General features: G+C 72.3%; 19 protein-coding genes. 15 read left to right on the forward strand and 4 right to left on the reverse strand.

The genetic code is table 11. The features are described 5' to 3' along the window. The first annotated feature begins 114 nt into the window (after positions 1-114). Both ACZ6ZN_RS31345 and ACZ6ZN_RS31350 read left to right on the forward strand, forming a co-directional pair. A complete protein-coding gene (locus ACZ6ZN_RS31345) occupies positions 115-822 on the forward strand; it encodes a DUF4190 domain-containing protein (RefSeq protein ID WP_469651480.1) in 708 nt (235 codons plus the stop codon). Between the two features lie 69 nt (positions 823-891). After that, positions 892-1,356, forward strand: coding sequence for a DUF4190 domain-containing protein (locus ACZ6ZN_RS31350; protein ID WP_398106308.1), 465 nt, complete (start codon positions 892-894; stop codon positions 1,354-1,356). Positions 1,357-1,426: 70 nt separating this feature from the next. On the opposite strand, the gene ACZ6ZN_RS31355 is transcribed toward ACZ6ZN_RS31350, so the two are convergent. Continuing rightward, positions 1,427-2,002: an NADAR family protein gene (locus tag ACZ6ZN_RS31355; RefSeq protein ID WP_398106307.1), complete on the reverse strand. Its 576-nt coding sequence runs from the start codon at positions 2,000-2,002 to the stop codon at positions 1,427-1,429. Between the two features lie 199 nt (positions 2,003-2,201). On the opposite strand from ACZ6ZN_RS31355, the gene ACZ6ZN_RS31360 reads away from it, so the two are divergent. The 7 genes from ACZ6ZN_RS31360 (at position 2,202) to ACZ6ZN_RS31390 (ending at position 9,946) form a co-directional block, all read left to right on the forward strand. Continuing rightward, the gene (locus tag ACZ6ZN_RS31360; protein ID WP_398106306.1) at positions 2,202-3,737 is read left to right on the forward strand and encodes a gamma-aminobutyraldehyde dehydrogenase; all 1,536 of its coding nucleotides are present in this window, start codon (positions 2,202-2,204) and stop codon (positions 3,735-3,737) included. Between the two features lie 57 nt (positions 3,738-3,794). Then, complete coding sequence (locus tag ACZ6ZN_RS31365; protein ID WP_469651483.1) at positions 3,795-5,042, forward strand: ABC transporter substrate-binding protein; 1,248 nt, start codon at positions 3,795-3,797, stop codon at positions 5,040-5,042. Positions 5,043-5,047: 5 nt separating this feature from the next. Beyond that, a complete protein-coding gene (locus tag ACZ6ZN_RS31370) occupies positions 5,048-6,193 on the forward strand; it encodes an ABC transporter ATP-binding protein (protein WP_469651486.1) in 1,146 nt (381 codons plus the stop codon). Then, on the forward strand, positions 6,193-7,122 hold the full coding sequence (locus ACZ6ZN_RS31375; RefSeq protein WP_451877065.1) for an ABC transporter permease: 930 nt from the start codon (positions 6,193-6,195) through the stop codon (positions 7,120-7,122). Before ACZ6ZN_RS31370 ends, ACZ6ZN_RS31375 begins: the two co-directional genes overlap by 1 nt. Further along, positions 7,123-7,929 (forward strand): ABC transporter permease, encoded by an 807-nt coding sequence (locus ACZ6ZN_RS31380; RefSeq protein WP_469651489.1) that lies wholly within the window; start codon positions 7,123-7,125, stop codon positions 7,927-7,929. A gap of 12 nt (positions 7,930-7,941) precedes the next feature. Next, the gene (locus ACZ6ZN_RS31385) at positions 7,942-9,360 is read left to right on the forward strand and encodes an NAD(P)/FAD-dependent oxidoreductase (RefSeq protein WP_469651491.1); all 1,419 of its coding nucleotides are present in this window, start codon (positions 7,942-7,944) and stop codon (positions 9,358-9,360) included. Positions 9,361-9,490: 130 nt separating this feature from the next. Further along, the gene (locus tag ACZ6ZN_RS31390) at positions 9,491-9,946 is read left to right on the forward strand and encodes a hypothetical protein (protein ID WP_369193470.1); all 456 of its coding nucleotides are present in this window, start codon (positions 9,491-9,493) and stop codon (positions 9,944-9,946) included. Here the strand turns inward: ACZ6ZN_RS31390 and ACZ6ZN_RS31395 are convergent. Both ACZ6ZN_RS31395 and gabT read right to left on the reverse strand, forming a co-directional pair. Further along, positions 9,943-10,662 carry a phosphatase PAP2 family protein gene (locus ACZ6ZN_RS31395; protein WP_469651494.1) on the reverse strand — a complete coding sequence of 240 codons (720 nt, stop codon included), beginning with the start codon at positions 10,660-10,662 and terminating at the stop codon, positions 9,943-9,945. The two genes, ACZ6ZN_RS31390 and ACZ6ZN_RS31395, sit on opposite strands and share 4 nt — an antisense overlap. Positions 10,663-11,116: 454 nt before the next feature. Next, complete coding sequence (gene gabT / locus ACZ6ZN_RS31400) at positions 11,117-12,451, reverse strand: 4-aminobutyrate--2-oxoglutarate transaminase (RefSeq protein WP_398106299.1); 1,335 nt, start codon at positions 12,449-12,451, stop codon at positions 11,117-11,119. A 254-nt stretch (positions 12,452-12,705) separates the two neighbouring features. Here gabT and ACZ6ZN_RS31405 point away from each other — a divergent pair, with 254 nt between their 5' ends. The 3 genes from ACZ6ZN_RS31405 (at position 12,706) to ACZ6ZN_RS31415 (ending at position 18,239) form a co-directional block, all read left to right on the forward strand. Continuing rightward, positions 12,706-14,835, forward strand: coding sequence for an ATP-binding protein (locus ACZ6ZN_RS31405; protein WP_469651496.1), 2,130 nt, complete (start codon positions 12,706-12,708; stop codon positions 14,833-14,835). Positions 14,836-15,001: 166 nt separating this feature from the next. Then, entirely contained in the window at positions 15,002-16,672 is a 1,671-nt protein-coding gene (locus ACZ6ZN_RS31410) for a PucR family transcriptional regulator (RefSeq protein ID WP_469651498.1), read from the forward strand. Positions 16,673-16,793: 121 nt separating this feature from the next. Beyond that, a complete protein-coding gene (locus ACZ6ZN_RS31415; protein ID WP_398106296.1) occupies positions 16,794-18,239 on the forward strand; it encodes an aldehyde dehydrogenase family protein in 1,446 nt (481 codons plus the stop codon). 37 nt (positions 18,240-18,276) lie between these two features. Here ACZ6ZN_RS31415 and ACZ6ZN_RS31420 read toward each other — a convergent pair whose 3' ends face one another. Further along, the gene (locus ACZ6ZN_RS31420) at positions 18,277-21,195 is read right to left on the reverse strand and encodes a glycoside hydrolase family 3 C-terminal domain-containing protein (protein ID WP_469651501.1); all 2,919 of its coding nucleotides are present in this window, start codon (positions 21,193-21,195) and stop codon (positions 18,277-18,279) included. Between the two features lie 334 nt (positions 21,196-21,529). On the opposite strand from ACZ6ZN_RS31420, the gene ACZ6ZN_RS31425 reads away from it, so the two are divergent. The 3 genes from ACZ6ZN_RS31425 to ACZ6ZN_RS31435 are packed head-to-tail and all read left to right on the forward strand — an operon-like array spanning position 21,530 to position 25,223. Further along, on the forward strand, positions 21,530-23,212 hold the full coding sequence (locus tag ACZ6ZN_RS31425; protein ID WP_469651504.1) for an extracellular solute-binding protein: 1,683 nt from the start codon (positions 21,530-21,532) through the stop codon (positions 23,210-23,212). Positions 23,213-23,238: 26 nt separating this feature from the next. Then, the gene (locus ACZ6ZN_RS31430) at positions 23,239-24,276 is read left to right on the forward strand and encodes an ABC transporter permease (protein ID WP_469651508.1); all 1,038 of its coding nucleotides are present in this window, start codon (positions 23,239-23,241) and stop codon (positions 24,274-24,276) included. Continuing rightward, positions 24,273-25,223 (forward strand): carbohydrate ABC transporter permease, encoded by a 951-nt coding sequence (locus ACZ6ZN_RS31435; protein ID WP_469651510.1) that lies wholly within the window; start codon positions 24,273-24,275, stop codon positions 25,221-25,223. Before ACZ6ZN_RS31430 ends, ACZ6ZN_RS31435 begins: the two co-directional genes overlap by 4 nt. Positions 25,224-25,264 lie beyond the last annotated feature (41 nt).

The raw sequence follows: 25,264 nt of genomic DNA on the forward strand, positions 1-25,264 counted from the left end.
CCGCGCCCCCGAGGAGCGCACGGACCCGGCGGCCGGCCGGTGCAGACCCGCACGGTGGCCCGCTCGGGGCGGCCCGTAGCATGGCGGGACGAACGACCCAGGGGGGATGCACAGATGACGGACCCGACGCAGCCCGGCGCAGGCGGCGGCCACGACCCGTGGGCGCCCCCGGAGAGCAAGCCGTCGCTCGACAAGAACCAGCCGCCCGCCCAGGGGCCCGGCTCCGTGCACGACCAGGCGACGGTCACCTCGATGCCCGGATTCACCCCGCCCGCCGGCACGCCGCAGTACGACACCTCCGGCGCGGGAGCGGTCCCGCCGCCGCCCGTGGCCCCCACCGGCCCGGGCACCGCCGGGGGCTACGGCTACCCCGGCTACGGCCAGCCGGGACCCGACCAGTCCGCCTACGGCCAGCCGGGCTACGACCAGTCCGCCTACGGCTCCCCGGGGTACGGCCAGTCGGGATACGGCTGGCCCGGCATGCCCCCGGCCCCGCAGAACGGCATGGGCGTCGCGGCGATGGTGCTCGGGATCGTCTCCTGCACGCTGTTCTGCCTGTACGGCGTGGTCTCCCTGGTGACCGGCATCCTGGCGATCGTCTTCGGCATCAAGGGCCGCAGGCGCGCCGAGGCCGGCGTGGCCACCAACCACGGGCAGGCCCAGGCCGGCCTGATCATGGGCATCATCGGGATCATCCTCGGCATCGCCGTCATCGTGCTGATCGCCGTCGGCATCACGGCCGCGATCAACAGCGACGAGCCGTACGACGACCCTTACTACGGTGCCGGGGTGCCCGCGGCCACCGCGCCGTTCCAGGGCTGAAACTCCCGCACGCCGGGCCGGACTCGGCCACTACGATTCCCTGGTCTGACAACGGAGGGGAGATCGTCCATGTCCAACACCAATCCCGCGCCCGGTGGCTTCGGCCCGCCGTCCCAGCCCCCGCAGCAGCCGGCGCCCGGCTACGGCTTCCCCCAGCAGACCGGCCCGGGTTACGGCTACCCGCAGGGCGGCCCCGGATACCCGGCCGCCCCGCCCGTGGGCTACCCCCAGGCGCCGGGCTATGCGATGCCCGCGCAGCCGAGCAACGGCATGGGCACCACGGCTCTGGTGCTGGGCATCATCGGCGTGGTGTGCAGCGTGACCTTCCTGCTGTGGTTCTTCGGCGTGATCCTGGGCATCCTGGCGATCATCTTCGGCGCGATCGGCCGCGGGAAGGCCACCCGCGGCGAGGCCACCAACAAGGGCGCGGCGACCGGCGGTCTGGTCTGCGGCATCATCGCCACGGTCATCCTGCCGCTGCTGGGCTTCCTGCTCTTCGCGAGCATCATGGGCGGGCTCGGCGCGGCCTCCTGAGCCAGGCGCGGCCTCCTGAGCCAGGCCCCGTTTCCCCGTGGAGGGGCCGGTCCGCGGACCGGCCCCTCCCTCATGCCCCGGCCGAGCGCAGCCGCTCGCGCGCCTGCATCAGGGCGAAGCCCAGCAGGTTCGGCCCACGCCACCGCTGCGGATCCAGTGCCGCGTCGTCGTCCGCGGCCAGGCCGATGCCCCACACCCGGTCCACGGGGCTCGCCTCCACCAGCACCCGGTCCCCGGTGCCCAGCAGGTATCCGCGCAGCTCGGGATGGGCCGCGAACTTGTGGACACTGCCCTCGACGACGATCCGGAACCGTTCCCGGGCCCAGGTCGCCTCGTCGAAGGCGCGCACCAGCCGCCCAGCCTTCTTGGCCTCGGCGGGATGCCCGGCGGCCAGGGCGGCACGCTCCGCGTCCTCGTCGCCGAACAGGCGGGCCTTGGCCGCCATCATCCAGTGCTCGGCCGTCGCGTATTCCACGCCGTCCACCGTGAACGGCGCGGGCCACCACTGACTCAGGCAACTCGGCCCGACCCGCCCGTCGGGACGGGGGCGGTGCCCCCAGAAGAGCAGGTACTTCACCTGCGCCCCGGCGGCGACCGCCCTGATCAGGGCGTCCTGCGAGTCGAGCGTCCCCGTGATCTCCTTCATGCACGCGAGTCTGGCACGCACCACGGACACAGCGTCCTGCCTTTTCCCGGTGGACTCGACACCTGGTCGACAGATTCCGTCGCGTAACCAAAAATCAACAACGGAATCACTTGTTGGTGTGGCATCCCTCTGTCAGGATCGGCACTCAAATCGAGCCTGAGCCACGCCGGCCCCTTCGCGGGACACGGAGGAGAGCGACATGCACAATCCGGGCACTGCCCCCCCGGACCGATTCCCGGCCGAGGAGCGCTTCGCGCAGGGCGCGCAGTTCGTCGCGGGGCGCCTGACCCACGGCACCTCCGGCCGCACACACACCGTCGTCGACCCGGCGTCGGGCGAAGAGGTCCTCACCTACGAACTCGCGGGGACGGCCGACGTCGACCGGGCGGTCGCCGCGGCAGCAGCCGCCTTCCCGGGCTGGGCGGGAGCCACCCCGGGCGAGCGGTCCGACGCCCTGCACCGGTTCGCCGCGGTCCTGGCCGACCGGGCCGAGGACTTCGCCCGCGCGGAGTCGCTCCAGTGCGGCAAGCCGCTGAAGCTCACCCGTGAGTTCGACGTCCCGGGCACCATCGACAACACGGCCTTCTTCGCCGGGGCCGCACGCCACCTCCAGGGGCAGTCCGCGGGCGAGTACTCCGGGGACCACACCTCCTACGTCCGGCGCGAGCCCATCGGCGTCGTCGGGTCGATCGCACCCTGGAACTACCCGCTGCAGATGGCCGCCTGGAAGATCCTCCCGGCGATCGCCGCGGGCAACACCATCGTCCTCAAGCCCGCCGAACTCACCCCGCTGACCTCCCTGCTGTTCGCGCAGGCGGCCACCGACGCCGGGATCCCCGACGGTGTGGTCAACATCGTCACGGGCACCGGCCGGGAGGCGGGCGAGCACCTCGTCGGCCACCCCGACGTGGCGATGACCTCCTTCACCGGCTCCACCGCCGTCGGCAAGCGCGTCGCCGAGGTCGCCACCGCCACCGTCAAGCGCCTCCACCTGGAGCTGGGCGGCAAGGCGCCCTTCGTCGTGTTCGACGACGCCGACCCCGAGGCCGCCGCCCAGGGCGCGGTCGCCGGCGCCCTCATCAACACGGGGCAGGACTGCACGGCCGCCACGCGCGCGTACGTGCAACGACCGCTCTACGACGCCTTCGTCGAGCGGACCGCCGCACTCATGGAGACGGTCCGGCTCGGCGACCCCTTCGCCGCCGGCACCGACCTCGGCCCGCTGATCTCGCACGTGCAGCGCGACCGCGTGGCCGGGTTCGTCGACCGGGCACGGGCCTACGCGCGCGTGGTCACCGGCGGCGAGGCACCCGGGGGCGAACTCGCCAAGGGCGCCTACTACCGGCCGACGCTCATCGCGGACGCCGCCCAGGACAGCGAGGTCGTCCAGTCGGAGATCTTCGGCCCGGTCCTGGTCGTGCTGCCGTTCGACTCCGACGACGAGGGCATCGCCCTGGCCAACGACACCCCCTACGGCCTCGCCGCCTCCGCGTGGAGCCGCGACGTGTACCGGGCGAACCGGGCCACGCGCGAGATCAAGGCCGGCTGCGTGTGGGTCAACGACCACATCCCGATCATCAGCGAGATGCCGCACGGAGGCCACAAGTCCTCCGGCTACGGCAAGGACATGTCCGCGTACTCCTTCGAGGAGTACACCCAGATCAAGCACGTCATGTTCGACAACACCGCGGTGGCCGCCAAGGACTGGCACCGCACCGTCTTCGGGGACCGATAGCCGCACCCTCAGGCCGCCCGACCAACGGCCGCCCACCCTCGAAAGGGCACCACGCGCATGGAGCAGTACGAGCCCGACCGCCTGTCCGCGGCCCAAGTGGCCGCCATGCGGCGCAGTCTCACCAACGGCAGGGCCGCCCTCACCCGGCGGTCCCTGCTGCGCGCCTCCACGGGCGGCGCGCTGGCGATCGGCGCACTGGGGACGCTGAGCGCCTGCGGCATCCCGGCGGCGGGTCGGTCGCAGGGCGGCGTCTCCGCCGAGGACCGCTCGGCCGCGGAGAAGACGGTGAACTTCTCCAACTGGACCGAGTACATGGACGTCGACGACAGCGGCAAGCAGCACCCGACCCTGGAGCGGTTCGCCGAGCGCACCGGCATCAAGGTCAAGTACAGCGAGGACATCAACGACAACAACGAGTTCTTCGGCAAGATCAAGCCGCAGCTCGCCGCGGCCCAGGACACCGGCCGCGACCTGATCGTCCTCACCGACTGGCTGGCCGCCCGACTGATCCGCCTGGGCTGGGTGCAGAAGCTCGACCCGAGCAACCTGCCGCACGCCTACGCCAACCTGTCCGCCCAGTTCCGCAACCCCGACTGGGACCCGGGCCGCGCCTACTCCTACGTGTGGCAGGGCATCTCGACCGTCATCGCGTACAACAAGAAGGCCCTCGACGGCGTCGAGGTGAAGTCGGTCTCCGACCTGCTGGACAACCCGAAACTCAAAGGCAGGGTCGGCTTCCTGTCGGAGATGCGCGACAGCGTCGGCATGACCCTGCTCGACATGGGCAAGGACCCGGCCGACTTCACCGCCGACGACTACGACGCCGCCATCGCCCGGCTGCAGAAGGCCGTCGACAAGGGCCAGATCCGCCGCTTCACCGGCAACGATTACACCTCTGACCTCACCAGCGGCGACTTCGCCGCCTGCGTCGCCTGGGCCGGGGACGTCGTCCAGCTCAAGGCGGACAGCCCCGACATCGACTTCCTCATCCCGGACAGCGGCTACGTCACCTCGACCGACAACCTGCTGATCCCCAACAAGGCCCGTCACAAGACGAACGCCGAACGGCTCATCGACTTCTACTACGAGCCGAAGGCTGCCGCCGAACTCGCCGCGTACATCAACTACGTGTGCCCGGTCGACGGTGTGAAGACCGAACTCGCGAAGATCGACGAGGACGCGGCGAACAACCCGCTGATCCTCCCCGACAAGGCCATGGCCGCCAAGTCGCATGCCTTCCGCTCGCTGAGCTCGAAGGAAGAGACCGAGTTCGAGGCGAAGTTCGCGAAGCTGACGGGGGCGTGACCACCATGACGAACAGGAAAGACCCCAGCGGCGACGTCCGGCTCACCGGCATCGCCAAGAGCTACGGCTCCTTCACCGCCGTCCACCCGCTGGACCTGACCGTGCCGCAGGGCTCCTTCTTCGCTCTGCTCGGCGCGTCCGGCTGCGGCAAGACCACCACCCTGCGCATGATCGCCGGCCTGGAGGAGCCCTCCGCCGGCACGGTGTTCCTCGGCGACCAGGACGTCACCGCACTGCCGCCCTACAAGCGCCCGGTCAACACCGTCTTCCAGTCCTACGCGCTCTTCCCGCACCTGGACATCTTCGAGAACGTGGCCTTCGGGCTGCGCCGGCGCGGTCTGAAGTCGGTGAAGAAGCAGGTCGACGAGATGCTGGAGCTCGTCCAGCTCGGCGAGCAGGCCCGCAAGAAGCCGCACCAGCTCTCCGGTGGCCAGCAGCAGCGCGTCGCCGTCGCCCGCGCGCTCATCAACCACCCGCAGGTGCTGCTCCTCGACGAGCCGCTCGGCGCCCTGGACCTGAAGCTGCGCCGCCAGATGCAGCTGGAGCTCAAGCGCATCCAGACCGAGGTCGGCATCACCTTCGTCCACGTCACGCACGACCAGGAGGAGGCCATGACCATGGCCGACACCGTCGCCGTGATGAACGGGGGCCGCGTGGAGCAACTCGGCTCCCCGGCCGAGCTGTACGAGAACCCGCGCACCACCTTCGTCGCCAACTTCCTGGGCACCTCGAACTTCATCGAGGCCGAGGTCGACTCCAGGAGCGGAGGCGAGATCGTGCTGCGGGCGGGCGGCGGCAAGCTCGTGCTGCCCGAGAGCCGGTGCTCCGCGCCCGCGGACACCGGCGGCAAGGTGCTGGCCGGCGTCCGCCCGGAGAAGATATCCCTCACCCACGCGGCCGACGCCGGCGAGATCCCCGCGGGCCGCAACCGCATCACCGGCCGCATCGCCGACTCCAGCTTCATCGGCGTCTCGACGCAGTACGTCGTCGACAGCCCGGTCTGCTCCGACTTCGAGGTCTACGCCCAGAACATCGACCGCGACCCCAGGCTGGTGCCCGGCGCCGAGGTCGTCCTGCACTGGAACCCGGCGCACACCTTCGGCCTGGACGCCGCCCAGGACGCCGGCGCGGGCGTGGAAGAGGCGGCCTGATGTCGACACTCACCGAGGCGCCACCGCCCCTCGCGCCCCCCGCGCCCGAGGCCGCACCCCGCAGGCGCCGGGGCCGCTGGACGCCGTACTGGCTGCTGCTGCCCGGCATGCTGTGGCTGGTCGTCTTCTTCGCGCTGCCGATGGTCTACCAGGCCTCCACGTCCGTGCAGACGGGCTCCCTGGAGGAGGGCTACAAGGTCACCTGGCACTTCGCGGCCTACTGGGACGCCCTGTCCGCGTACTGGCCGCAGTTCGTCCGCTCGGTGCTCTACGCCGGCACGGCGACGATCCTGTGCCTGCTGCTCGGCTACCCGCTGGCCTATCTGATCGCCTTCCGCGCGGGCCGCTGGAAGAACCTGATCATGATCCTGGTGATCGCGCCGTTCTTCACCAGCTTCCTGATCCGCACCCTCGCCTGGAAGACGATCCTCGCCGACGGCGGGCCCGTCGTCGGCGCGCTCAACACGCTGCACGTCCTGGACGTCACCACCTGGCTCGGCATGACCGCCGGCGACCGCGTCCTCGCCACCCCCCTCGCGGTGGTGTGCGGTCTGACGTACAACTTCCTGCCGTTCATGATCCTGCCGCTCTACACCTCCCTGGAGCGCATCGACGGCCGGCTGCACGAGGCGGCCGGGGACCTGTACGCCCGGCCCTGGACGACCTTCCGCAAGGTCACTTTCCCGCTGTCGATGCCCGGGGTCGTCTCCGGGACGCTGCTCACCTTCATCCCGGCGGCCGGTGACTACGTCAACGCCGACCTGCTCGGCTCGACCGACACCCGCATGGTCGGCAACGTCATCCAGACGCAGTTCCTCAGGGTGCTCGACTACCCGACGGCAGCCGCGCTCTCCTTCATCCTCATGGCGGCCATCCTCGCCATGGTCACCCTCTACATCCGCAGGTCCGGGACGGAGGATCTGGTCTGAATGCCCTTCGTCAACTGGCTCAAGAGAAACCTCGTCGTCATCGCGGGACTTCTGACCCTCGGCTATCTGCTCCTGCCGAACGTCGTCGTCACCGTCTTCTCCTTCAACAAGCCCAAGGGCCGCTTCAACTACGAGTGGCAGCAGTTCTCCCTGGACGCCTGGAAGGACCCGTGCGGGGTCTCCGGGCTGTGCGGCTCGCTGTCCCTGAGCCTGCAGATCGCCTTCTGGGCGACGCTGGGGGCCACCCTCCTGGGCACGTTGATCGCCTTCGCCCTGGTCCGCTACCGCTTCCGCGCCCGTGGGGCGGTGAACTCGCTGATCTTCCTGCCGATGGCGATGCCCGAGGTCGTCATGGCCGCCTCGCTGCTCACCCTGTTCCTCAACATGGGCGCGCAGCTGGGCTTCTGGACGATCCTCATCGCGCACATCATGTTCTGCCTGAGTTTCGTGGTCACGGCCGTCAAGGCACGGGTGATGTCGATGGACCCGAAGCTGGAGGAGGCGGCGCGGGACCTGTACGCGGGCCCGTTCCAGACCTTCGTCCGGGTCACCCTGCCCATCGCGGCGCCGGGCATCGCCGCCGGCGCGCTGCTCGCCTTCGCCCTGTCCTTCGACGACTTCATCATCACGAACTTCAACGCCGGCTCGACCGTCACCTTCCCCATGTTCGTGTGGGGATCGGCCCAGCGCGGCACGCCCGTCCAGATCAATGTCATCGGCACGACGATGTTCGTCGTCGCCGTCCTGTTCGTCCTGGTCTCCATGGTGGTCGGAAACCGTCGCACTAGGCAGAAGGCACACCCGTAGGGAGTTGACATCATGGCCGCTGGAGCCATGAACCGGTTCACCCGCTCGCTGTCCGACGCCCAGCCGGTCCCGTACTGGCTGGACGACCCCGGCCGGCCCCGTCCCGACCCCGCCCTCACCACCGCCGAGAGCTGCGACCTGCTGGTCGTCGGCGGCGGGTACAGCGGACTGTGGACCGCGCTGATCGCCAAGGAACGCGACCCGCAGCGCGACGTGGTGCTCGTGGAGGGCCGCGAGGTGGGCTGGGCCGCCTCCGGCCGCAACGGCGGATTCTGCGCCGCCTCCCTCACCCACGGCCTGCCCAACGGCCTGACGCGCTGGCCCGACGAGATCCACCGGCTCCAGCAGCTGGGCGACCGCAACCTCGACGAGATCGAGGCGGCGGTCGCCCGGCACGGCATCGACTGCGACTTCGAGCGCACCGGCGAGATCGATGTCGCGACCGAGCCGTACCAGGCCCGGCAACTGCGCGAGTGGCACGAGGAGACGACCCGACTCGGGCTGGCCGAGGGCGTCGAGTTCCTGGACGCCGACGCCGTGCGCGAGCAGGTCGACTCGTCCACCTTCCAGGCCGGCCTGTGGGACCGCCGGGGAGTGGCCATGCTGAACCCCGCCAAGCTCGCCTGGGGCCTGAAGCGGGCCTGCCGGGAGCTGGGTGTGCGCGTGTACGAGAACACGCCCGCGCTCGACCTCAAGCCCTACGGCGCGGGCATGGCCGTGCGCACCCCCTACGGCCGGATCCGCGCCCGCCGGGTCGCCCTCGGCACCAACATCTTCCCGAACCTGGTCAGACGGGTCCGCTCCTACACCGTCCCGGTCTACGACTACGCGCTCATGACCGAGCCGCTGACCGCCGATCAACTGGCCTCGATCGGCTGGAAGAACCGCCAGGGCCTCGGCGACAGCGCCAACCAGTTCCACTACTTCCGCCTGTCCGCCGACAACCGCATCCTGTGGGGCGGCTACGACGCGATCTACCCCTACGGCGGCCGCGTCCGCGCCGAGTACGACGACCGGCCGGAGACCTACGCCAAGCTCGCCGGGCACTTCTTCGGCTGCTTCCCGCAGCTGGAGGGCGTGCGCTTCTCCCACGCCTGGGGCGGCGCGATCGACACCTGCTCCCGCTTCTCGGCGTTCTTCGGCACCGCCCACCAGGGCAAGGTGGCCTACGCGGCCGGGTACACCGGGCTGGGGGTGGGCGCCACCCGGTTCGGCGCCGAGGTGATGCTGGACCTGCTGGCGGGGCAGCGCACCGAGCGGACCGAGCTGGAGATGGTCCGCAGGAAGCCGCTGCCGTTCCCGCCCGAGCCGTTCGCCTGGACCGGCATCGCCCTCACCAAGTGGTCCCTGGCCCGGGCGGACGCGCGGGGCGGGCGGCGCAACCTGTGGCTGCGGACGATGGACCGGCTCGGCCTCGGCTTCGACAGCTGACCCGCGGGTGTGAGCCGGTTCACTCCAACGGGGTGCCGGAACCCGCGTAATGACCCCCGGGAGTCCCCCTTCTCCCTCGTGACGTGCCGCGCGTGCGCGAGGCGCACGAGACAGAAGGGGGACTTCTTCGATGACAGGGGCGAAGACGGCGGTCGAATGGCTCGCGTCCGTGGCACCGGACCCGGAGGCCTGCCGCTGGGAGTGGGAGCGCAACCCACTGGGTGTCGCACTGCTCCCGGCCGGCAGCGCCTGGGACGTGCTCATCCTGCCCGGCGACCTCGGGTACGCCACGCTGGACGTGCTCAGCCGCTTCCTGGACCAGCCCGGGCCCGTGCTCGTGGACTTCGGCGACGCGCGCATGGGCTTCTTCGTGCCGCCGGGCACCGCGGCCCGCTGGCTCGGCACGGGCATCCGCACGGCGGGCGCCGGCACCTGGATCGTCGTGCCGTACCCGGGGCGCGCCTCACCGGGCGGGGTGCGCTGGCTGGTCCCCCCGGACGGTACGGGCCTGCTGACCGACCCCGCCCTGCTGGAGCTCGCGATGCACGAGGCGGCCGCGGGCCTGGCGACGGAGCGCGGTGACTAGGAGCGCGGCCGGGCCGGTGACCGCGAGTCCTGGCGGGCCCTGCCCGCTGCGGGCCTGCCCCGCAGGAACAGCCACAGCGACGCCAGCAGCACCGCGCACAGGCACCAGCTGGCCACCACGTCCAGCGGCCAGTGGTAGCCGCGGCGGACCAGGCCGTAGCTCGCGCCGAGCACCAGCGCGGCGCAGACCCCGGCCAGGGCGCGGCGGGCGAGTGCGGTGGCCAGGCGGGGGAGGAGCAGCAGGGTGGCCGAACCGTAGGCGACGGCGGCCGTGGCGGTGTGGCCCGAGGGGTAGTAGCCGGTGCCGGGCGGGACGGCCGGGGTGCCCGGGCGGTCGGTGAGTTCCTTGAGCGGCACGATCAGCGCCGGGACCAGGACCATCAGCAGCACCGCCGCGGCCACCGGCGGCCACCGTCGCCCGTCACCGCCCGTGCGCAGGACGACGTACCCGAGGACGAGGACGAGGACCAGGACCGGGACGGCGACCTGGACGTTGCCCAGATCGGCCAGGACCTCGGAGAGCCGGTCCGGGTGGACGAGCGCACGGCTGACGTCCTCGTCGAGCCCGACGAGCGGACCGTCGGTGACGACCTGCCAGGTGATCAGGGCGAGGAGCGCCGCGGGCAGGCCGAGCAGGAGGGCGGGCAGGCCCGGGCCCGTCCGCCGCCGGCCCCGGACGGCGGGCTCGGCGCGTTCCTGGTGCGCGGGGATCGGCATGGGCCACAGCCTGCCACGGACGCGAACGCCCCCGGTCCCGCGGAGTGGCCGCACGGGAGGCGAGGGCGTGGAGAGAGGCCGGCCGCCCCGGAACAGGGGGGGTAGTTCCGGGGCGGCCGGCCGGACCGGAACGTCGCGCGCCCCGGGGGGTTTGGGGCGGGCGACCGTCCGATCGGTGAGGAGATCCGGAGCTCAGGCTCCGGTGGTGTGCGCGAGGGCACGACCAGGTCGAAGCCGGGGAAGCCGCGGCCTGGTGTCACCCACAGTCCCCTGCGGGCGGGGTGTATCTCTCATCTGGGTAGAACCTACGGCAGCAGCCGGGCGGAGGACAGGCCGCGGGGCCCGCTGTCATCCACCTCGCACACCTTCTTCACACGCTCTGCGAGCCGCAGGTGCGGACCGGAACCGGGGCGCGCGCCCCGCCCGACGGGAGCCGGACGCGCGCCCGGGCGGCTCAGATGCGGGAGAAGGCCTGCTCGATGATGTCGAGGCCCTCGTTCAGGAGGTCCTCGCCGATCACCAGCGGGGGCAGGAAGCGGAGGACGTTGCCGTAGGTGCCACAGGTCAGGACCAGCAGGCCCTCGGCGTGGCAGGCCTTGGCGAGCGCGCCGGTCGCCTCCGGGTGGGGCTCCTTGGTGGCGCGGTCCTTGACCAGCTCGATGGCGATCATCGCGCCGCGGCCGCGGACGTCGCCGATGATCTCGAACTTCTCCGCCATGGCGCCGAGGCGGGCCTTCATGATCGCCTCGATGTTCTTCGCCTTGGCGTTGAGGTCGAGCTCCTTCATCGTCTCGATGGAGCCGAGCGCGCCCGCGCAGGCGACCGGGTTGCCGCCGTAGGTGCCGCCCAGGCCGCCCGCGTGCGCGGCGTCCATGATCTCGGCGCGGCCGGTGACGGCGGCGAGCGGCAGACCGCCGGCGATGCCCTTGGCCGTCGTGATGAGGTCCGGGACGATGCCCTCGTCCTCGCAGGCGAACCACTGGCCGGTGCGGCAGAAGCCGGACTGGATCTCGTCGGCGACGAAGACGATGCCGTTGTCGTTGGCGAACTTCACGATCGCCGGCAGGAAGCCCTTGGCGGGCTCGATGAAGCCGCCCTCGCCGAGGACCGGCTCGATGATGATCGCGGCGACGTTGTCGGCACCGACCTGCTTGGTGATCATGTCGATCGCCTGCTGCGCGGCCTCGGGGCCGGCGTTCTCGGCGCCGGTCGGCCAGCGGTAGCCGTAGGCCACCGGCACCCGGTAGACCTCGGGGGCGAACGGGCCGAAGCCGTGCTTGTACGGCATGTTCTTCGCCGTCAGCGCCATGGTGAGGTTGGTGCGGCCGTGGTAGCCGTGGTCGAAGACGACGACGGCCTGGCGCTTGGTGTATGCGCGGGCGATCTTGACCGCGTTCTCCACGGCCTCGGCGCCCGAGTTGAACAGCGCGCTCTTCTTGGCGTGGTCGCCGGGGGTCAGCTCGGCGAGCGCCTCGGCGACCTCGACGTAGCCCTCGTACGGCGTGACCATGAAACAGGTGTGGGTGAAGTCGGCGAGCTGCGCGGACGCGCGGCGGACGACGGCCTCGGCGGAGGCGCCGACGGACGTCACGGCGATGCCCGAGCCGAAGTCGATCAGCCGGTTGCCGTCGACGTCCTCGATGATCCCGCCGCCGGCGCGCGCGGTGAACACGGGCAGCACGGAGCCCACGCCCTGCGCGACCGCGGCGGTGCGGCGGGCCTGCAGCTCCTGCGACTTCGGGCCGGGGATGGCGGTGACGACGCGACGCTCCTGCGGCAGTGCGCTCATGCGGGGCTCCTGGGGGGTGGTGCGGAGGGACTTGTACCGACCGGTGACTTCTTTTCTCGCAGGCTAGGGCGGGCGGAGGGGGGTGGGCATGCTCCATGTGGGCGTTGTCGGCGCCGCCGCTTGTCCGGGGTGGACATGGCAGCCTTCCGCACCGGTGCCCACGACCCGGCCGCGTAAGCGGTGAACTCCCCAGGGGAGGGCGTTAGATTGGCTCGCTGATGGTGGACGCAGCGGCTGGTCAGGGGGCAGGGGCGATGGACAGCGACGGGACGCAGGAGGCCCGGGGCACACACGCGCATCCCGTGCCCCGGCCGGCGGGGCCGCCACAGGTGCCGGCGATGCCCTCCCGGCCCCCCGGGGCACCGGCGCCGCCGCGGCCGGACGGGTCGGCCTTCCTCGCCTGGCTGCGCGCGCCGCGCCCCGAGGCCGCGCCGGGCGTGTGGCGGTTCGGGCACCGGCCGCGGCCCGCGGAGGAACCCGACGACGTGCCCACCCGGCAGCTGCTGAGCGGGGCGCTGATCGCCTTCCTGGTGGGCTGGCTGGTCTGGTCGCTGCTGCAGAACGACTACCTCGGCACCTGGTGGTGGATCCCGTTCGACCTGATTGTCCCGGACGCCTGGCGCGGCGGCGACAGCGACCTCGGCGAGACCGGCACCTTCGTCGTCTACCGGGGGTACGAGCTGCTGGTCGCCCTGGCCATCATGATCGTGGTGGCCCGCCTCGGACGCTGGGGCGAGGTCTGGCGCCGTTTCGTCACGCCCCTGTACCGGCGGCCGCAGGCCCCGGCCGCGCAGCCGGCCCCCGAGGACGACCCGGCGCAGTGGAACGAGCTCCGGGCCGCCGGGGCCGCCGACGCCGCCGAGCGGCTCGCCGCCGAGGCGCACTCCGGGCTGATGCGGGACGTCGACCACGCCCGGATCCTGCGCGCCTGGCAGGGCGTGCGCACCGGACGGCACAGCTTGGCCACCTTCACCGGTGCCGTGCTCAAGGACGGCGCCGCGGCCTGCCTGCACCCCTCCGGGGAGCGCGACCTGCCCGCCCGCCTGGCCCGGCACGACCTGCTCACCGGGCAGGTGCGGCTCGGCACGACCGTGGACGACACCCGCAACCCCTACGCCTACCGCGGGGCCGGACTCGCCCTGGGCCCCGACCTGCTCGGCACCTCGCTGGTGGCCGTGGGGCCCGCCGGTTCCGGCAAGACCGGCACGGTCGTCCGGCCGCTCGCGGAGTCCCTCTGCCTGCACGCCCTCGCGGGGCGCGCCGCCGTGGTCGTCATGGGGGCCGCCGGGGCGGGGCTCGGGCCGGCCGACGCCTACGACGTCGTCGTGCGGATCGGGAACCAGGAGTCCGAGTACGACCTGGACCTGTACGGCGGGACCGCCGACCCGGACGAGGCGGCCGCCGTGCTCGCCGAGGCGCTGGTCGGTGACCTCGCCGATCCGCACCCGGGAAGCGACACCCGGCGCTCGACCACCGTCCTGGCACAGCTGCTCGGGCCGTTCCGGGCCGTGCACGGGCGTTTCCCCTCCGTGCCGGAGCTGCGGCAGCTCCTCGACGGCTCACCCGCGCCGTTCACGGCGCTGCGCCAAGGGCTCCAGGAGACCGGGCAGGAGTCGCTGCTGCGTGAACTCGACGCCCGTGAACGGCAGATGGGGCAGCCCGGAGATGCCGGCGGGATCCTCGCGGACCGCGTCGCGCTGCTGGACCGGCCCGCCTTTGCCGGGTTCTTCGACACCTCCGGGCAGTCGCGGCCGTTCACGCTGAAGGCGCTCGACCACCCCGTGCGGGTGCGCATCGACCTGCCCCAGCGCGGGCACGCCGACGCCTCCCGGATGCTGGCCCGGCTGGTGCTCGCGCAGTTCACGGCCAGCGTCGCCGTACGGGAGGACCGGTCGCTGTTCGCCTGCCTCGTGCTCGACGACGCGACCGGGGTGGTCACGCCCGAGGCCGTGCGCGGCATCCAGCGGCTGCGGTCGGGCAACGCCGGTGTCGTGCTCACCCTGCGGACCCTGGACGACGTGGCCCGGCCGCTGCGCGGGCCGCTGCTCGGGGCGACCGGGTGCCGGATGGCGCTGTCGGGGGTCACGCCCTGGGACGGCCAGGACTTCGCCGAGGTGTGGGGCAAGGAGTGGACCGAGGCGCGGGACGTCACCGACCGCCAGATCATCGCCGAGACCCCGGCGGGCAAGGCCCTGCACGCGGTGCGGCGGGTGATCACCGGCAAGGCGCCGACCGCGCGGGCGGTGACCGTGCGGCAGGTGGAGCGCGAGCGGTGGTCCGCTTCCGAGCTGGCGCACGGGGTGCCGGCCGGGCACGCGGTGCTGTCCCTGACCACCGTGCAGGGCGAGCACGCGCCCCCGCTGCTGGTCGATCTGCGCAGCTGAGGGCGCCGGGGGCGGGGGCGGCCGGGCCCGCGCCCTCGTCGGGGCTGCCGGGGCACCCCGGTTCCGGTACGCCGGGACCGTACGGTGAGGCAGAATCGTCACAGGTCGTTCATACGCGGCGGCCAAATGACCACAGTGATCACACCGCCCCGACGCAGAAGGCCCCATGCCCCCGACGCTCGCCTCGCTCGTCCACCACTCCGCGCTGAAGCTGACCGTGCGGGCCGGCGGCGACCGCCTCGACGTGCCGGTGCGCTGGGCCCACGTCAGCGAGCTCGCCGACCCCGTCCCCTACATGGAGGGCGGGGAACTGCTGCTGATCACCGCCCTCAAACTGGACGCCGAGGACCCGGAGGCGATGCGGCGCTACGTGCGGCGGCTGGCCGGGGCCGGAGTGGTCGGGCTGGGCTTCGCCGTGGGCGTGAACTACGAGGAGATCCCCGAGGCGCTCGTCGACGCGGCGCGGGAAGAGGGCCTGCCGCTGCTGGAGGTGCCGCGCCGGACGCCGTTCCTCGCCATCAGCAAGGCCGTGTCCGCCGCGATCGCCGCCGACCAGTACCGGGCCGTCACGGCCGGTTTCGCCGCCCAGCGGGAGCTGACCCGCCAGGCCCAGACCGGCGGCCCGGAGGGGCTGCTGGCCGCCCTGGCCGCCCAGGTCGACGGCTGGGCGGCGCTGTACGACGCCTCCGGCGCCGTCGTCGCCACCGCACCGGAATGGGCCGGCCGGCGTGCCGCGCGGCTCACCGGCGACGTGCAGCGGCTGCGGGACCGTCCCGCGCCCGCCTCGTCCGTGGTCGGCGGCCCGGAGAACGAGGACCGCGTCGAACTGCACACCATCGGCACCGGCCGGCGGCCCCGGGCGGCCCTCGCCGTGGGCACCGCCGCGGCCCCGGGCACCGCCGAGCGGTACGCCGTGCACTCGGCCATCGCGCTGCTGACCCTGACCACGGAACGCTCCCGCTCCCTGCACGCCGCCGAGCAGCGGGTCGGCGCGGCCGTGCTGCGCATGCTGCTGGCCGGGGAGCCGGACCACGCCCGCGCCGTCGCCGGGGACCTGTACGGCGGACTGCTGGACGCGCCGTTCCGGATGATGGTCGCCGAGCGGGCACCGGTGTCGGCGTCGGCCGCCCTGGCCCGCGCCGAGGCCCGGCCTGCCGCCCCCGCCGACCGGCCGTCGGCCGCCGCGCTCGCCGCGGCCGACACCGCCGGCGACCCGCTCGCGGCGCTCGCCGATGTCGTGGAGTCCGCCGCCGCCCGCGCCGGCGAGGCCGTGCTCGTCGTGCCGGAGGGGGAGCGGCTGGTGGTGCTGGCCGCGGACGGCGGCGCCGCCGCGGCCGCCTGCGCGCGGTACGCGGCCGCCCTGGAGGCGGCCCGCTCGGGTGGCCGCGAGAAGACGCCCGGCGGCGACGAGGACGACCTGGTCGTCGGCCTGTCGGCACCGGCCGGGCCGATCGCCGCGTCCGCCGCGTACAAGCAGGCCGAGCAGGCCCTGTCGGTGGCACGGCGCCGGGGGCGGGTGCTCGTGGAGCACGAGCAGATGGCGGCCGGTTCCGTGCTGCCGCTGCTCGCGGACGACGCCGTGCGGGCGTTCGCCGACGGCATGCTGCGCCCGCTGTATGAGCACGACGCCACGGGCCGCGGCGACCTGGTCGCCTCCCTGCGCGCCTGGCTGTCCAAGCACGGCCAGTGGGACGCGGCGGCGGCCGACCTCGGCGTCCACCGGCACACCCTGCGCTACCGCATGCGCCGCGTCGAGGAGATCCTCGGCCGCTCCCTGGACGATCCGGACGCCCGGATGGAGCTGTGGCTGGCTCTCAAGGCGACCGCCTCGGAATAGCCAATCCGTAGTGTCCCGGTCCGCCACTGCTACGTGCCGGACAAACACCGTCGGGCCGTGCCGCGCCTACCGTTGATCCGTCACACAGGATCACCCCCGACGCCGAAGGGCCGGAACCCACATGACCTCCACCCACGCCTTCTGGCTCGCCGGCCGCCAGGCCACCGGCGAGGACACCTTCGACGTCAGCTCCCCGTGGGACGGGCGGCTCGTCGGCAAGGTGAGCGTGCCGACGGACGCGCAGGTCGAGGAGGCCGTCGCCGCCGCGTACGCCGTGCGGGACGAGTTCGCCGCCACCCCCGCGCACGTGCGGGCCGCCGCCCTCGACCACGTCAGCCGGCGTCTGGCCGAGCGCACCGAGGAGATCGCGCTGCTGATCTCCGCCGAGAACGGCAAGCCCATGAAGTGGGCGCGCGGCGAGGTCGGCCGTGCCGTGTCGGTCTTCCGCTTCGCGGCCGAGGAGGCCCGGCGGTTCAACGGCGGCGAGGCCCAGCGCCTGGACACCGACCTCGGCGGCCAGGGCCGGCTCGCCCTCACGCGCCGCTTCCCCAAGGGCGTCGTCCTGGGCATCGCGCCCTTCAACTTCCCGCTGAACCTCTGCGCCCACAAGGTCGCCCCGGCCATCGCCGCCGGCGCCCCGATCATCCTCAAGCCGGCCCCCGCGACCCCGCTGTCCGGCCTGATCATCGGCGACCTGCTGGCCGAGACCGAGCTGCCCGCCGGCTCCTGGAGCATCCTGCCGGTCGCCAACGACAAGATGCCCGCCCTCGTGCAGGACGAGCGCCTGCCCGTGATCTCCTTCACCGGCTCCGAGAAGGTCGGCTACGCGATCATGGACTCGGTGCCGCGCAAGCACTGCACCCTGGAGCTGGGCGGCAACGGCGCGGCCGTCGTCCTCGCCGACTGGGCGAGCGAGGAGGACCTGGACTGGGCGGCGAACCGCATCGCCACCTTCTCCAACTACCAGGGCGGCCAGTCCTGCATCTCCGTCCAGCGGGTCATCGCCGACGCCTCGGTGTACGACCGGCTGCTGCCGCGCATCGTCGCCGCGGTCGAGGCCCAGGTCACCGGTGACCCGAGCGACGACAAGACGGACGTCGGCCCGCTGGTCAGCGAGGAGGCCGCCCGGCGCGTCGAGACGTGGGTCCGCGAGGCCGTCGACGCCGGGGCCCGGCTGCTCACGGGCGGCGAGCGGGACGGCGCCACCTACGCGCCGACCGTCCTGGCCGAGGTCCCGGCCGAGGTGACGATCTCCTGCGAGGAGGTCTTCGGGCCGGTCCTCACCGTGCAGAAGGTGGACGGCGAGGCCGCGGCCTTCGCCGCCGTCAACGACTCCAAGTACGGCCTCCAGGCGGGCGTGTTCACCCACGACCTGCAGACCGCCTTCCGGGCCCACCGGGCCCTGGAGGTCGGCGGCGTGGTCGTCGGCGACGTCCCCTCCTACCGTGCCGACCAGATGCCCTACGGCGGCGTCAAGCAGTCCGGCGTGGGCCGCGAGGGCGTGCGCTTCGCCATGGAGGACTACACCTACGAGCGCGTGATGGTCCTCACCGGCCTCAGCCTCTAGCCCGTTCCGGCTCCCCTCTGGCTCATGGGAACCATTTTCATATAGGGTCCGTGGAGAGGTCCGGCACCGATGCCTTCCGGTGCCGGGCCTCTTCCGTGCGCCCGGCCGCCCCGGACCCCCGGCCGGAGAAGCCGACGTGCGCGAGCCGCAGCGGACCGCGCAGTTTCAGGTGCACGTCGTGCACGCCCTGCGCCGCGACGGGCGCGCCGAGGCGGACGTAGTCGTACGGGCCCGCGGTGGGCTCCGTGGTCGACAGCACCGCGATCGCCGGACCGTCGTCCAGGCGCAGTTCGACCGTGCCCGCCCCGGACACCTCCACCGTCACTCCGGACGCCCCCGGCCCGAAGCCGCAGTCCCGGTAGAGCAGTTCGGCCGTACGGTCGTCCGCCGGCGTCACGGCGTCGCCGGACCGCTTCGCGCGGTCGACGATCTCGGCACCGCGCTGCTCGTCGAACGCGGCCGCGGCCAGCCCCCGCGCGAGGACCGCGCGGGGCAGGGCGGGCTCGCCGGCCGGCGTGAGCGTCGTCCGCAGCCGCACGTCCTCGCTGGAGGCGCCGGCCAGCAGCTCGTACGGGCCCGGCTCCACCCGCCACCGGTCCCGGGAGACGTCCCAGAACGCGAGGGCGGACAGCGGGACGCGGAAGTCCAGTCGTGCCGTCTCGCCCGGGGCGAGCGTGATCCGCCGGTGGTCCAGCAGTTCCCGGCGCGGCCGGGGCCGGGACGGGGCGACGGCCCGGCCGTAGAGCTGGGCGACCTCGTCGGCCGTGACCGCCCCGGTGTTGGTGACCGAGAAGGAGACCCGCACCTCCTCGCCCTCGGCCGCCGCGCTCAGGCCGGTGTAGGAGAACGAGGCGTAGGACAGGCCGTGCCCGAAGGGGAACAGCGGGGTGCCCGCGAAGTAGAGGTAGGTCTGGCGGCTGCCGATGACGTCGTAGTCCAGCAGGTCCGGCAGGTCGGCGTCGGCGGCGTACCAGGTCTGCGGCAGGCGCCCGGCCGGGGAGACGTCGCCGGCCAGGACCCGGGCCAGCGCGGTCCCGGCCGCCTGCCCGCCGTGCGCGCTCCACAGCACGGCGGGCAGCTCGTGCGGGTCGACGGCGTACGGATAGGCCGAGACCAGGGCCAGGACGGTGGCCGGATTGGCCGCGCGGGCGGCCCGCAGCAGCCGCTCCTGGTGCCCCGGCAGGCGCAGCGTCGTGCGGTCCTCGGTCTCGCGGCCGTTGATGTGCGGGTCGTTGCCCGCGACGACCACCACCACGTCGGCCGCGGCGGCGGCACGCGCCACCGCCTCCTCGCCGCGCTCGGCGACGACCAGGTCGAACACCTCGGGGTCCTCGTCGGCAACCTTCACGCCGTCGGCGCATACACACACATGGCGACCCGTCCCGAGGTGCTTCAGGAGGTGCCCGTCCCGGTGCGGTTCCAGGCGGAACGTCTCCTGCACGACCCAGCCGCCGGGCCGGTCCGCGGAGGCGCGGAGGTACCCGTCGCCGGCGACGGAGAGGTAGCGGCCGTCCGGGGCGCGCAGCGTGAGCACACCACCGCCCCAGTCGGTCAGGGCCAGTTCGGTGCCGGTGGCGTCGGCGGTCAGCGCGGGCAGGTCGGTGCGGCCCGTGAGCAGCGCCGGGTCGAGCGCGCCCTCGGCGTCCGGACCCCCGTGCGCGGTGTCCCCGGCCGCCGGCACGTTCAGGAACGCGCCCCGGGAGGTTCTCAGCCGGACCCGGTCCACGCCCTCGGCGAAGGTGACCCGCTCCGCGCCGAACCGCTCGTACAGCCCTTCCAGCGGGGTCGAGCGGTGCAGCAGTGTGCCGCTGTACCAGTCGAGCTTGCACTCGTCGGCGAGCAGCCCCACCACCGCGATCCGGGTGCCGGACGCCAGCGGCAGGACACCGTCGTTCTTCAGCAGCACGATCGCCTGCTCGGCGGCCTCCCGCGCGAGCTCCCGGTGCGCCGGGGTGTCGAACGCGGCCGTCGCACCGGGCTGTTCGTCCTCCGGGTCGAACTCGCCGAGCCGGAAGCGCACCGACAGCTGGCGGCGGACCGCCGTGTCGAGGTCGGCCTCCGTCAGCAGCCCCTGCTCCAGGGCGCCGCGCAGCCGTGCGGTGATCGGCGAGGAGTCCGTGCCGTGGTCGGTGAAGCTGTCGACGCCCGCCCGCAGGGAGGCGGCGACGGCCTCCTCGTGGGTGGCGAAGTAGTGCTCGGAGTCGACCAGGTTGCTCGGCGCGCCCGCGTCCGAGCAGACCAGCAGATCCTGGTCCGTCCAGGTCCGCAGGTACTCGGCCAGGTACGGGGAGACGTGGTTGGGGCGGCCGTTGACCAGGTTGTACGCCGGCATCACCCCGGCCACCGCACCCGCCTCGACGGTGGCGCGGAACGCCTTCAGGTCGTACTCGTGCAGCACGCGCGGACGCACCGAACTCGACGTCGTGGAGCGGTCGGTCTCGTTGTTGTGGGCCAGCCAGTGCTTCAGCACGGGCGCGGTGCGCCAGCGCGCGGGGTGGTCGCCGCGCAGACCGCGGGTGTAGGCGGTGGCGAGGGCCGAGGTGAGCACCGGGTCCTCGGAGTAGCCCTCCTCGTTGCGTCCCCACAGGGGGTGGCGCAGCAGATTGACCGTCGGGGCCCAGACGTTGAGGCCGACCCGGTCGTCCCGGGTGCGCATCGCGCGGGCCTCCCGGGAGACCGCGTCGCCGACCCGCTGCACCAACTCCGGGTTCCAGGTGGCTCCGAGGCCGACCGCCTGCGGGAACACCGTGGCCGGGCCCATCCACGCCACCCCGTGCAGCGCCTCCTGGCCGGTGCGGAACGCGGCGATGCCGAGCCGTTCGACAGCGGGGGTGAACTGGTGCAGGAACGCCACCTTCTCGTCGAGGGTGAGCCGCCCCAGCAGGTCGTCGACGCGCTTCGCGAGCGGCAGCCGCGGGTCGCGGAACGGCGCGGCGGACAGCGGATCTGCGGTCACGTGGGGATCCCCCTGCACTTGATCGGCGCGGCGCTTTCGAAGCGCTTCGATGCTGGGCGCAGGTCCGTTCGGGTGTCAAGGGAACGGTCCGCAATGCTCAAGCAGTGCACGCGGAAAGGCGCCCCCCTCAGCGCTGAGGAACTTCGGTGACGACCCTTGTGCGCCTTGGGGTGTTCACCTAACCTCGCAGCAACATCGAAGCGCTTCGACTAGGCACTGCACCGCCCGGCCGCCCGGGTTCGACAGCTCGCTTCCGCTCAGCCAGTTCCACTCGAGACACCGCAGCCGACGGCCTTCCGCCGGGTGTCCTGGTGCGCCATGAAGGGTTGACGCAATGACGCCGAACGCCGCCTCCGCCTCCTCGGGACAGAGCCGGAGAAGTTTCCTCGCCGCCACGGGGCTCGCCACCGCGGCCGTGGCCGGCGGGATGCCGCTGCTCACCGCCTGCGGCGGGTCGGACAGCGGCTCGAGGGACGGCACGACGTCCGGCAAAAGCGCCAAGAAGCTGCTGCCGGCCTACGTCGCGAGCAACGTGGTCTCCCCGGACATCCCGTCCAGGAACGGCTCGGCCATGGGCTTCACCGGCAGGCTCGACCTGGCCGACCTCAAGACCTCGGTCCCGAGGAAGCTCGGCAAGGGCGGCCGCATCAAGATCATGTCGCCGTTCTGGGGGACACCGCCGAAGGGCGACAACGCCTACTACCGGGCGATGAACGACCTGATCGGCGTCGACATCGCCTGGCAGAACCAGGACGGCAACACCTACGACGAGAAGCTGGGCGCGGTGCTCGCCTCCAGCGACCTGCCCGACGTCGTGGTCATCCCCAGCTGGAACATGGGCGGCAAGATACCCAGCGCCATCATCAGCAAGTTCGCCGACCTCGGCCCGTACCTGTCCGGGGACGCGATCAAGAAGTACCCGAACCTCGCGGCCGTCCCGAGCGGGGCCTGGCAGTACTCCATCTTCGGCGGCAAGCTGCGCGGCCTGCCCCAGCCCGCCCCCGCCGTCCCCGGCATCGTGCCCTTCTACCGCAAGGACGTCTTCGACAAGGAGGGCTACGAACTCCCCAAGTCCCCCGACGAGTTCCTCGCCCTCGCCAAGGAGATCAGCCGGCCCCGGGACAAGGTGTGGGCCTGCGACGACATGAAGTGGTCCGCCTTCCAGTTCTTCGGCGTGCTCTCCGGCAGCGAGAAGCCGCTCGGCTGGAACCTGGCCGACGGGAGGATGGTCTACCGGGTCGAGACCGAGGAGTACCTCGAGGCGCTGGAGTGGGTGCGCAAGCTGTACGCGGCGGGTGTGGTCCACCCCGACGCGCGGGCGGTCCAGGGCACCGCGGCGGACCGGTTCACCGCCGGCCAGGTCCTGATCTACAACGACAACATCTCGTCCTGGTGGGGCAAGATGGCCGAACAGGCGGGCCAGAAGACCGACTTCCGCATCTCCGGCATGGACGTCTTCGGCGCCGGCGGCGGCGACCCCGTCCTCTGGGCCGGCTCGCCCGCGGGCATCTTCGCCTTCGTCAACAAAAAGGCCTCCAAGGCCGTCGTCGAGGACGTCCTGGCCGCGGCCAACGTCACCGCCGCCCCGTACGGCACCAAGGAGTACATGCTCACCAACTACGGGGTGGAGGGCACGCACTACACCGTCGAGGACGGGGTGCCCACCAAGAACGACAAGGGCAACCAGGAGGTCATCAACGCCTATGTGATGCTCGCCAGCCCCGCCCCGACCATCGCGCACCCCGACCTGCCGGAGATCGCGAAGGAGCAGGTGGAGTGGCAGCAGCGGATGGGCGCCTTCACCAGGAAGTCCACCTTCTGGGGCATGCAGATCACCGAACCGGCGCGCTACACCAACCTGTCCAACGACTTCGAGCAGTTGGAGGACGACACCGTCCGCGGCCGCAGGAAGATCAGCGAGGTGCAGCAGGCCGTCTCCGACTGGAAGAGGCAGGGCGGCGACGAGCTGCGGGACTGGTACCGGAAGCTGCACGACACCAACGGTTCCGCGCAGTGACCCGGCGCTGAGGCGAGGAGACGTCCGTGTCGAACAGCACGGTGCCGCGCAGCAGGGCCGAGGCGGAGACCACCGAGACGGCCTCCCGGGCGGCGGACGCCGCGGGGGAGCGGCCGGGCGGGAGGAGACTCTCCGGCAAGCTGAGCCTCCGGCTTCGGTTCCGCCGCGACCGCACGCTGATCCTGATGACCCTGCCGGCCGTCGCGCTGGTCCTGGTCTTCAACTACATACCGATCCTGGGCAATGTCGTCGCCTTCCAGGAGTACGACCCCTACGTCAGCGACAACGGCTTCGTCGCGATGCTGGAGAGCCCGTGGGTGGGCGTCGAGCAGTTCGAGCGGATCTTCGCCGACTCGGCGTTCTGGGACGCCGTACGGAACACGCTCGTGCTGTTCGGTCTCCAGCTGGTGCTGTTCTTCCCCGTCCCGATCGTGCTCGCGCTGCTCATCAACAGCGTGCTCAGGCCCCGGATCCGCGCGGTGTCGCAGGCGATCCTCTACCTGCCGCACTTCTTCTCCTGGGTGCTGGTGATCACCGTCTTCCAGCAGATCTTCGGCGGGGCGGGCATCATCGCGCAGACCCTCCGGCAGCACGGACACGAGGGCTTCGACCTGATGACCGACCCGGGGATCTTCGCGTTCCTGGTGACGTCGGAGGGCGTCTGGAAGGACGCGGGCTGGGGCGTCATCGTCTTCCTCGCCGCACTCGCCTCCGTGAGCCCCGACCTCTACGAGGCGGCGGCCATGGACGGGGCCGGGCGCCGGCGCCGGATGTGGCACGTCACGCTGCCCGCGCTGCGGCCCGTGATCGCCCTGCTGCTGGTGCTGCGGGTCGGTGACGCGCTGACCGTCGGCTTCGAGCAGATCCTGCTGCAACGTGACGCGGTGGGACCGGGGGCGGCGGAGGTCCTCGACACCTATGTGTGGTGGAACGGCGTCCGCAACCAGGACTTCAGCTACGCGGCGGCGGCCGGCCTGATCAAGGGCCTGGTGAGCGTGGCGCTCGTCCTCGCCGCGAACAAGGTGGCCCATTTCATGGGCGAGCAGGGGGTGTACAGGAAGTGACCGCCGTCATCGACAGGGCCGCCCGCGACGAGGCGGCGCGCGCACCCCGCTTCTGGGAGGCCCCGCCGCGGCCCGTGTGGGAGGAGGAGCCCAGCAGGGCCGGGGTCGCGGGCAAGGGCATCGTCCTGGCGGGCGCGTGCCTCGCGGTGCTCTTCCCGCTGTGGATCGTCATCGTCACCAGCCTGTCCTCGAAACAGACCATCAACGCGGCCGGCGGCCTCGTGGTGATCCCGAAGGGCATCACCTTCGTCGCCTACCAGGAGCTGCTGAGCGGCGGGCAGGTGACCCGGGCCGCCGTCGTCAGCGTGTGCGTCACCCTCGTCGGCACGGCGTTCTCCATGACGGTGTCGGTGCTGGCCGCCTACGGCCTGTCCCGCAGCGGGTCGCTGGGGCACCGCTGGCTGCTGATGACCCTGCTCGCGACGATGTTCTTCGGGGCCGGTCTCATCCCGACGTATCTGCTGGTGCAGTCGCTGGGGCTGACCGACACCTATCTCGCGCTGATCCTCCCGAGTGCGATCAGTGTCTTCAACATCCTGGTGCTGCGGGCGTTCTTCATGGGGATCTCGCCGGAGCTGGTCGACAGCGCGCGGATCGACGGGGCGGGGGACTGGCGGATCCTCCGGCAGATCGTCCTGCCGCTCTCGCGCGCCGTCATCGCGGTGATCACGCTGTTCTACGCGGTGGGGTACTGGAGCGCCTGGTTCAACGCGTCGATCTACCTGAGCGACCAGGACATGATGCCGCTGCAGAACGTCATGATCCAGCTGGTGCAGAAGCAGGAGGCGCCGGTGGGCGTCAGCCAGGCGATCAAGACGGGGCAGATCTCCGGGCTCGCGATCCAGATGGCCGTGATGATGATGGCGCTGCTGCCGGTCGCCGTGGTCTCGCCGTTCGTCCAGAAGCACTTCAAGAAGGGCATGCTCACGGGCGCGGTGAAGGGCTGACCGCAGGCCGGCGCCCGCGCGCTGCGCTCCGTCGCCCGCCG

The sequence above is a fragment of the Streptomyces sp. NPDC053665 genome (genome assembly GCF_055585285.1).